Origin of the sequence: Klebsiella sp. HC6, assembly GCF_022605325.1 — a bacterium.
Taxonomy (GTDB): domain Bacteria; phylum Pseudomonadota; class Gammaproteobacteria; order Enterobacterales; family Enterobacteriaceae; genus Klebsiella; species Klebsiella terrigena.
In genome coordinates, this window is sequence record NZ_CP093276.1 from 2,024,855 (window position 1) to 2,034,927 (window position 10,073).

Sequence of the window (10,073 nt, forward strand, 5' to 3'; positions counted from 1 at the left end):
TGTCCGGGGAGGACAATCCCTACCCAATAGCGCAGCACTTTGTCATGCAATTGAGAAAGTCCCGATGGTGAGAATGTGCCAAACTGATCACAGTATTGCCATTCCGTAGATGCATAAGCAAGTCCCAGTGGTTGAACAAAGGGATTAGAGCAGCAGGTATTTTGCCTCGTGGTCTTCAGATGGGCCGCCGGCCGGCGTTGCCTGGGTTTTGATGAGGATGTAGGAGTTTTACGCACCTTAAGTCAGATAGTGGCGAACATCGCTGAGATGGCGCGTAAAGCTTGAGTAGTGAACATGGCGGTAGAGCAGTGCGCATTTTGGTTGCGATAGCCAATGGCGGTAGCGTGCTTGAGCCCAATGAAGCTGCATGTGTCGGGATCATACGCTCTTCCTATGTAGTCATGTGATTGGAAGATTGTGCTCATAGAAGAAGGGCGTAGGGCGCGATAAATTTTATACCGTGCGATCTTATAGGGTTGACTGAAGATCTGGTTCCAGGCAAAAAATGTGGGAATGACAAACTACGGATGATGGTTGCGAGTACGATAGGTTGTTGAGCGCTTGCATTGCAAATCGGTCAAAATATACACGATAACGTTTTTTGATGTACATATGAGTACATATAATTTAGCAGAATAATTTATGAGTCTAAAAATGAAGTATAATTTAGGGTATTTGTTTGATCTGCTTGTTGTAATAACAAACAAAGATCTGAAGGTAAGATATAAAAGCAGCGTATTTGGTTATTTATGGTCCATTGCCAACCCGCTTCTTTTTGCTATGATTTATTATTTCATCTTTAAACTTGTGATGCGAGTTCAGATACCCAATTATACACTTTTTCTAATTACCGGGCTTTTCCCGTGGCAGTGGTTTGCTAGTTCGGCAACTAACTCACTTTTCTCTTTTATAGCTAATGCTCAGATTATAAAAAAGACGGTGTTTCCTCGCTCGGTTATTCCTCTAAGTAATGTGATGATGGAGGGATTACATTTTTTATGTACCATCCCTGTTATTATTGCATTTCTATTTGTTTACGGTATGCGTCCATCGCTGTCGTGGCTATGGGGTATCCCCGTTATAGCCATTGGTCAGGTTATTTTCACGTTTGGTATCTCGATAATTTTTTCAACACTCAATCTGTTTTTTCGTGATTTAGAGCGGTTTGTTAGTCTCGGTATCATGTTGATGTTTTACTGCACGCCGATTCTATATGCATCAGACATGATCCCTGAGAAGTTTAGCTGGATCATTACTTATAACCCTCTGGCGAGTATGATACTTAGCTGGCGTGAGCTGTTCATGAATGGGGTGCTAAATTATGAATATATCTCTATACTCTATATTACAGGCTTTATCCTGACCATCATCGGCTTGGCCATCTTTAATAAATTAAAATATCGATTTGCAGAGATTTTGTAATGGAACCAGTGATCAATTTCAGTAACGTTACGAAAGAATATCCTCTTTACCATCATATTGGTTCAGGAATTAAAGACTTAGTATTTCATCCTAAGCGAGCTTTTCAGCTGCTGAAAGGGAGGAAGTATCTCGCGATCGAGGATATCTCTTTTACCGTCGGCAAAGGTGAGGCAGTTGCGCTGATTGGGAGAAACGGCGCCGGTAAAAGCACCTCGTTAGGACTAGTCGCAGGCGTAATAAAGCCAACGAAGGGATCGGTGACTACGCATGGTCGGGTTGCTTCGATGCTGGAACTCGGCGGTGGTTTTCATCCCGAGCTGACGGGCCGTGAGAATATTTACCTTAACGCCACCCTTCTTGGGCTGCGGCGGAAGGAAGTTCAGCAGCGGATGGAGAGTATTATCGAGTTCTCCGAACTGGGAGAGTTTATTGATGAACCAATCCGTGTATATTCAAGCGGGATGCTTGCTAAGCTAGGATTCTCCGTCATTAGTCAGGTTGAACCTGATATTCTTATCATTGATGAAGTACTGGCCGTTGGTGATATATCATTTCAGGCCAAATGCATTAAAACGATAAGAGAGTTCAAGAATAAGGGCGTGACGATATTATTTGTCAGCCATAATATGAGTGACGTAGAAAAAATTTGTGATCGAGTTGTGTGGATCGAAAATCATCGGCTCCGGGAAATTGGTTCTGCCGAGAGAATCATTGAACTTTATAAGCAAGCAATGGCTTAAACCTGGTAATAATATGAATAGCATTAAAATTTATACCTGTCATCATAAACCGAGTGCATTTCTTGATGCCTCTATTATCCAACCTCTGCATGTCGGTAAAGCAAACTCTTATAATGATATTGGCTGCGCAGGTGATGATACTGGAGATAATATCTCATTTAAAAATCCATTCTACTGCGAGCTGACGGCTCATTACTGGGTATGGAAAAACGCATCTCTATCCGACTATGTCGGCTTTATGCATTATCGTCGACATTTAAATTTCTCCGCGCAGCAGGATCATGCGGAAGATAACTGGGGTGTGGTGAATTACCCGTTAATCAACCCGGATTACGAAGCGCAGTTTGGATTAACCGATGACGCTATTCGTACATGCGTTGAGGGGAGTGACCTTTTATTACCTAAAAAATGGTCGGTAACATCCGCAGGCAGTAAAAACAATCTCGATCACTACAGCAAGGGTGAGTTTTTACATATTAAAGACTACAACGCTGCGCTAGAGGTTGTTGAAGAACTTTATCCAGAATATAAGATAGCGATACAGCAGTTTAATAATGCCACTGATGGTTATTATACAAACATGTTTGTTATGCGCAAAGAGATGTTCATTGATTATTCGGAGTGGTTGTTTAGCATTCTGGATCGTCTGGAAGAACGTATCTCCATGGATAATTATAACGCGCAAGAAAAACGAGTGATTGGCCATATCGCTGAGCGTTTGTTTAACATTTATATTATCAGATGTCAGCAGGTTAGCGAATTAAACATAAAAGAACTACAGCGTACCTTTGTGACAAATGAAACGTATAACGGTAAGCTTGAACCCGTTTTTACAACCGGCACACCAATTGTTATTAGCTTTGATAATAACTATGCGGTAAGTGGCGGCGCTTTGATTAATTCAATTGTCCGTCATGCGGATGAAAATAAAAACTATGATATTGTTGTTCTCGAGAACAAGGTCAGTAATTTAAATAAAAAACGTCTGTGTCATCTCGTAGCCGGACATAGTAATATTTCGCTACGTTTTTTTGATGTTAATGCATTCACCGAAATTAGCGCTGTGCATACCCGCGCGCATTTTAGTGCATCAACATATGCCCGTTTGTTTATACCACAGTTGTTCCGCAGCTATGATAAAGTTGTCTTTATTGATTCTGATACGGTAGTTAAAGCCGATCTGGCGACGCTGATGGATGTCGATATCGGAACTAATCTGGTTGCTGCTGTTAAAGATATCGTCATGGAAGGGTTTGTTAAGTTTGGCGCGATGTCTGAATCGGATGATGGCGTCATGCCGGCTAAAGAATATCTGCAAAAAACCCTGGGAATGACCAATCCGGATGAGTATTTCCAGGCCGGGATTATTGTTTTCAACGTAGGCCAGATGGTAAAAGAAGATACTTTCTCGTTACTGATGGCGACGCTAAAAGCTAAAAAATATTGGTTTTTAGATCAAGATATTATGAACAAAGTATTTTTCGGTAGAGTTAAATTCTTGCCGTTAGAATGGAACGTTTATCACGGCAATGGCAATACCGATGATTTTTTCCCTAATCTTAAATTTTCGACATTCATGCGATTTTTGCAGGCAAGATCCAATCCTAAAATGATTCACTATGCTGGCGAAAATAAACCATGGAATACCGATAAAGTCGATTTCTATGATGATTTCTTCGAAAATATTGCGCATACCCCTTGGGAACAAGAAGTCTATTACCGTCAGCTACCCGTGACGTCGGTTATGCATAGCCATGGCGCTGAAACACAGCCGGCTGTTCTTATGCAGACTAAAATTAAAAGAGCTCTGATGCCTTATGTTAACAAATATGCTCCTGTTGGTTCGCCGAGAAGAAATACACTGACAAAATACTACTATAAAGTACGACGCTCTATTCTTGGCTAACTTAATCGGAGAAAAAATATGAATAACAAAAATATCATGATTGTGGGCGCCGGTTTTTCGGGCGTAGTTATTGCGAGGCAACTTGCTGAACAGGGTTATACTGTAAAAATCATCGATCGCCGCGATCATATCGGCGGCAACTCTTACGATACGCGAGATCCGCAAACTGACGTCATGGTGCATGTTTACGGCCCCCATATTTTCCATACTGATAATGAAACCGTGTGGAACTATGTGAATCAGTATGCGGAAATGATGCCTTATGTTAACAGAGTCAAGGCTACAGTTGACGGACAGGTTTTTTCTCTGCCCATTAATCTACATACTATTAATCAGTTCTTTGCTAAAACGTGTTCACCTGATGAAGCCAGAGCGTTAATTTCCGAAAAAGGTGATAGCTCGATTGTGGAACCACAAACCTTTGAAGAGCAAGCCTTGCGCTTTATCGGTAAAGAATTGTATGAAGCATTCTTTAAAGGCTACACCATAAAACAATGGGGGATGCAGCCTTCTGAATTACCGGCTTCGATACTTAAGCGCCTACCGGTTCGATTTAATTACGATGATAACTACTTCAATCATAAATTCCAGGGAATGCCAAAACTTGGCTATACACGGATGATTGAAGCCATCGCCAATCATGAGAACATCAGTATCGAACTGCAGCGTGAGTTCCTTCCTGAGGAACGGGAAGATTACGCTCATGTCTTCTATAGCGGCCCGCTTGACGCCTTCTATTCATATCAGTACGGTCGATTAGGCTACCGTACCCTGGATTTCGAAAAATTTACCTATCAAGGTGACTATCAGGGCTGCGCTGTGATGAATTATTGCTCTATCGATGTGCCATATACGCGCATCACTGAGCATAAGTATTTTTCTCCATGGGAAAGCCATGAAGGTTCTGTCTGCTATAAAGAATACAGTCGTGCTTGCGGCGAGAATGATATTCCTTATTACCCCATTCGGCAGATGGGGGAGATGGCTTTACTGGAAAAATACCTTTCTCTTGCCGAAAGTGAAAAAAATATTACCTTCGTCGGTCGGTTAGGTACGTATCGGTATCTTGATATGGACGTAACCATTGCGGAAGCGCTGAAAACAGCCGATGATTTTTTATCATCAGTGGCTAAGCAGGAAGAGATGCCGGTATTTACGGTTCCTGTACGATGAAATCTACCGCGTTAATTGTAACGTTTAACCGTCTTGATAAACTAAAAAAGACGGTGGCGGAAACGCTCAAAGTCGATTTTACAACTGTTCTGATTGTTAATAATGGGTCCACGGATGAGACTCAAGCCTGGCTTGAGTCTATTACCGATCGCCGCGTCATTGTCTTGAATCTTCTTGTTAACAGCGGTGGCGCAGGGGGCTTTAAGGTAGGTAGTCAGTATATTTGTGACACGATTGATACGGACTGGGTCTTCTTTTACGATGATGATGCTTTTCCTGCCAGCGATATACTGAACAAGTTTATTGCTCTTGAAAAAAAGGAATGCCAGGTTTTTACTGGCTTAGTTAAAGATCTTCACGGCCGCCCTTGTGCCATGAACCTTCCTTTCAGGAAAGTACCTACATCTCTTGCTGATACTTTACGTTATATTCGCAATCCTCAAAACTTTGTTCCTGCCATTGATGAAAGTGTCATGGTTGAGACGGTTTCGTTTGTTGGCATGGTTATTAACAGTAAAATATTGCAAAAACATATCGATCACATACATGATGAACTGTTTATCTATTTTGATGATCTTTATTTTGGCTATGCTTTAACATTAGATGGTGAAGGTATTTTCTATTCACCGGAGCTCATTTTTTACCATGACGTCAGTATCCAGGGGAAGGTTATCTCTCCGGAATGGAAAGTGTATTACCTGTGCCGAAATTTAATTTTAGCCAAGGAAATATTCCCGAAAGTTAAAGTGTTCAGTAATTTCTCTATCCTTATACGCCTATGTAAATATTTATCCATATTGCCATGGCAGCGCAGAAAATCGTCATATCTGTGTTTCATGTATCGTGGAATAGTTCATGGCATACGGGGAATTAGCGGTAAGCAACATTAAGTGGATATAGTAATGAAGAGACTGTGTTATTTCATAAACTCGGATTGGTATTTTGATTTGCATTGGACCGACCGAGCAATAGCCGCTCGTGATGCTGGTTATGAGATTCACATCATTAGTCATTTTGTCGATGGTAAAATAACCAAAAAATTCAAATCATTAGGGTTTATCTGCCATAACGTTCCGCTTGCTGCCCAGTCATTCAACGTATTTACTTTCATTCGAGCGTTTTTGGATTCTCGGAAAATAATTAAAGAAATAGACCCGGATCTGCTGCACTGCATCACTATCAAACCTTGTTTAATTGGCGGCTTTTTTGCGAAAAAAACACAGCGTCCAGTTATTTTGAGCTTTGTTGGCCTTGGTCGGGTGTTTTCGGCAAATTCTGGGGTTATTAAGCTACTTCGTCATTTTACAATTAAAGCATACAAGCATATCGCGAGTAATAAACGCAGTATGTATATGTTTGAGCATGATAAAGACAGGAAGAAAATTGTTGATCTTCTCGGTATTGATATCCAGAAAACCATTGTTATTGATGGTGCCGGTATCAATCCGGAAATCTATAAATACTCATTGGAACAAAAACGAGATATCCCCGTTGTGCTGTTTGCCAGCCGGATGCTCTGGAGCAAAGGATTAGGCGATCTTATCGAAGCAAAAAAAATACTGAGCGAAAGGAACATTAGCTTTACTTTAAACGTTGCCGGTATCCTGGTTGAGCATGATAAGGATGCCATTCCTCTCGATGTAATACAGCGTTGGCATGAAGAGGGCGCAATCAACTGGCTGGGGCATAGCTCAAATGTATTTGATTTGATCGAGGAGTCGAATATTGTCGCTTTGCCCTCCGTATATTCTGAAGGCGTCCCTCGTATCTTGCTGGAGGCGTCATCGGTAGGGCGAGCCTGTATTGCTTATGATGTGGGGGGATGCGATAGCCTGATTGTTGATAATGACAATGGCTTAATCGTGAAGAGTAATTCAGTTCATGAATTGGCGGATAAACTCGGTTTTTTGTTGGATAATCCCGAGGCTCGTGTCGAGATGGGTATTAAAGGAAGGAAACGTGTTCAAGATAAATTTTCTAGCGTGATGATTATTAATAAAACATTAAAAACATATCATGATGTGGTAGAAGGATAGTAGTTAAACGCGCATGACTGTTAGTTCATCTTATTTCTGATAATTATAATTATTACATGTAATTCTTTGATGGCTGGCATCAGCTATGATAATTCTGAGTATACGTGCTGTGAAGGTGATGATATGTCTGATGAAACCAGTAAAATTGTCGTTTCCGTTGTTATTCCCGTTCACAATGCGGCTGAATATATTTCTGATACACTGACCGCGGTATTATCTCAGACATTAAAAGAGATTGAGATTATCGTAATTGATGACTGCTCTACCGATAATACGTTAGACATCATCAGAGATATTTCTCAGAAAGACGCGCGTGTACAGATCATTGGCAATGTAGTGAATCTTGGCGGCGGTGGTTCCAGAAACGTCGGATTAGATATCGCGGTTGGCGAATATATTATATTTCTCGATGATGATGACTATATCGAGAGTGATATGCTGGAGAAAATGTCCGCACATGCCGCTGAAACGCAGGTCGATGTGGTCGTTTGCCGCTGTCAGTCATTCGACCCGCACTCAGGCATATATGCTCCAATGGTCGAATCTATACGTGCAGATTTGCTACCGCGCGAGGCTGTTTTCCACCCGCAAGATATCACAACTGACTTCTTCCGTGCTTTTGTGTGGTGGCCGTGGGATAAGTTATTCCGTCGTGAGGCCATTATCTCCTCCGGGTTGCGTTTCCAGGAAATTCGCACGACGAATGATTTGTTTTTCGTTTGTGCTTCCACGTTGATTGCTCGCAACATTTCTGTTTTAGATGAAGTCCTCATTTCGCATACGATTAACCGCAGTGGCTCATTATCGGCTACCAGAGCCGACTCTCACCGCTGCGCACTGAACGCACTTATTGCGTTGAAAGAGTTTATGCAGCAAAAAGGCCTGCTCGATGGACGAATTAAAGACTATAAAAATTATGCCGTGGTTTTTCTTGAATGGCATTTGAATACCATATCCGGGCCAGCTTTCTCGCCGCTTTTTGATGATGTAAAAGCTTTTATTATTGATCTTGATGCCAATAGGAAAGATTTTTACGATGATTTCATTGCTGCCGCATATCAGCGGATTGCGACGTTGTCTGCAGATGAGTATCTATTTTCCCTCAAAGATCGTGTGCTGAAAGAACTCGAATTCTCGCAAGCAAACAGTGCCCGCCTGGAGCAGACAATCGACATTCTGGAGCATAAAAACAGCCAGTTAGAGCAAGAATTGGCCGCTCAACATGAAGAAAAACAAAATTTTTATAATCAGTTAACAAAACAGGATGTACAGCATCGCGCTCTACAGCATCGTTATGATATACAAGAGCGCGAAATGTTCGACCAAAGAGCAAAACTGGAATCGTTGCAGCAACATAATGTTAATATGATTGGTTCTTTATCATGGCGCCTGACCAAACCGTTGAGACTAATTAGACGTTTTTTTAAATAAATATTTACTTGACCTTAAAAATGTCGCTGTTATTAAAATTATTCTATGCAATTTGTTGTTATCTTTTTTTCTGTTTAGTGTTTTAAAATATTGAACGAATAAAATAGTTAAGCATTCCGTCTTTGTGATTATTGCTGGGGGCAGCATGGTCACGATCGAGTTTAACTAAGTAGTTGTTCATTTTTATAATTATATTGTTAAATAATGGAAAATCATTCCATTTATAAATAAAAAGATTTTGCTCATTGAAACGTGGGGTGTAATTTGTCTGTTAATAGATTTGATGCCATTGATGGCACTCGTGGCATCCTTGCCTGTATGGTTATGCTGAGCCATATGTTCGGCAGCTTTATGGGATGGCCAGCGGTCAGGCCCTTTAGCGGGGCCTATCTGTGCGTCGTGTACTTTTTTATTATGAGTGGGTTTGTTTTATCCTACGCGCACTCATCAGGAAGTTTTATTAAATATATTCTTACCCGGCTTGCACGATTATGGCCACTGCACTTTTTCTCGACAGTACTGATGGTCTTGATTTATTATTACAATGCCCATCACGGCGGTTATGTTTCGAGTCCGGATGTTTTTTCTGTTTCTGTTATTCTAAAAAATATTGCGTTTCTCCACGGTATCTATTGGCATGAATTTCAGCTAATCAACGAACCCTCGTGGAGTATTAGTATCGAGTTCTGGGCATCGCTGCTCATTCCTCTTATATTTGTCAGGCTAAATACGACGTTACGCGGTGTTATAATCATTGCAGCTTTTGCCTTCCTGTGCAATAGACATCCATCAGGAATACCACCATCAATGCATACAGCAATGTTGTCCATGCTGGTTGGTTCTTTCTTTTACTCTATTTCGCGAACAGAATATTTTAGCCGTATTATAAAGGAGCGATTTTCGGCATTCTTTGTTACCTGTGCTGTAATCATCAGTATGGTGGGGGTTTATGCGATGAATCATAGCCGACTTGATTATTTTCTCTTTATTGCCTTTGTCCCTATGCTGTTTATAGATCATCTGGCGGACGATAAAATAATAAAGAGAATATTTACCTCAGATCTTTTCCTTTTTTTAGGGTACATCAGTTTCCCTCTCTATTTACTTCATGAGCTGGTAATTGTCTCTGGTTTTATTTTTGACCCGAATAATGCCTGGACGTCTATCTCGATTGCGGCGCTGACATCAATTTTAATTTCTTACGTATATGCGCGCTTTATTGACTACCCGCTGTACAAAGCGTTAAAACGGCTAATATCAAAAATGTCCTGGCCAAGTGCTAAAAAAGATTATCGTGGTAATCTTTTAAATCAATAATAGTAGTTTCCCGCCTAAAAGTAGGGAGGCAGATTCGCCTCCCTACCA

At 41.1% G+C, this 10,073-nt stretch carries 8 protein-coding genes; all 8 read left to right on the forward strand.

Annotated elements, in window-relative coordinates; genetic code table 11:
* Positions 1-654: 654 nt before the first annotated feature.
* The 8 genes from MMW58_RS09855 (at position 655) to MMW58_RS09890 (ending at position 10,025) form a co-directional block, all read left to right on the forward strand.
* On the forward strand, positions 655-1,422 hold the full coding sequence (locus MMW58_RS09855; RefSeq protein ID WP_241723710.1) for an ABC transporter permease: 768 nt from the start codon (positions 655-657) through the stop codon (positions 1,420-1,422).
* Entirely contained in the window at positions 1,422-2,162 is a 741-nt protein-coding gene (gene rfbB / locus MMW58_RS09860; RefSeq protein WP_045859528.1) for an O-antigen export ABC transporter ATP-binding protein RfbB, read from the forward strand. Before MMW58_RS09855 ends, rfbB begins: the two co-directional genes overlap by 1 nt.
* Positions 2,163-2,175: 13 nt before the next feature.
* On the forward strand, positions 2,176-4,068 hold the full coding sequence (locus MMW58_RS09865; RefSeq protein ID WP_241723218.1) for a DUF4422 domain-containing protein: 1,893 nt from the start codon (positions 2,176-2,178) through the stop codon (positions 4,066-4,068).
* An 18-nt stretch (positions 4,069-4,086) separates the two neighbouring features.
* Positions 4,087-5,241, forward strand: a complete 1,155-nt coding sequence (glf, locus tag MMW58_RS09870; protein WP_241723219.1) for a UDP-galactopyranose mutase — start codon at positions 4,087-4,089, stop codon at positions 5,239-5,241.
* Positions 5,238-6,131 (forward strand): glycosyltransferase, encoded by an 894-nt coding sequence (locus MMW58_RS09875; RefSeq protein ID WP_241723220.1) that lies wholly within the window; start codon positions 5,238-5,240, stop codon positions 6,129-6,131. Before glf ends, MMW58_RS09875 begins: the two co-directional genes overlap by 4 nt.
* 12 nt (positions 6,132-6,143) lie before the next feature.
* Complete coding sequence (locus MMW58_RS09880; protein WP_118842213.1) at positions 6,144-7,277, forward strand: glycosyltransferase family 4 protein; 1,134 nt, start codon at positions 6,144-6,146, stop codon at positions 7,275-7,277.
* Between the two features lie 123 nt (positions 7,278-7,400).
* Positions 7,401-8,708, forward strand: a complete 1,308-nt coding sequence (locus MMW58_RS09885) for a glycosyltransferase family 2 protein (RefSeq protein ID WP_118842243.1) — start codon at positions 7,401-7,403, stop codon at positions 8,706-8,708.
* Between the two features lie 264 nt (positions 8,709-8,972).
* Positions 8,973-10,025, forward strand: coding sequence for an acyltransferase family protein (locus MMW58_RS09890; RefSeq protein ID WP_241723221.1), 1,053 nt, complete (start codon positions 8,973-8,975; stop codon positions 10,023-10,025).
* Positions 10,026-10,073 lie beyond the last annotated feature (48 nt).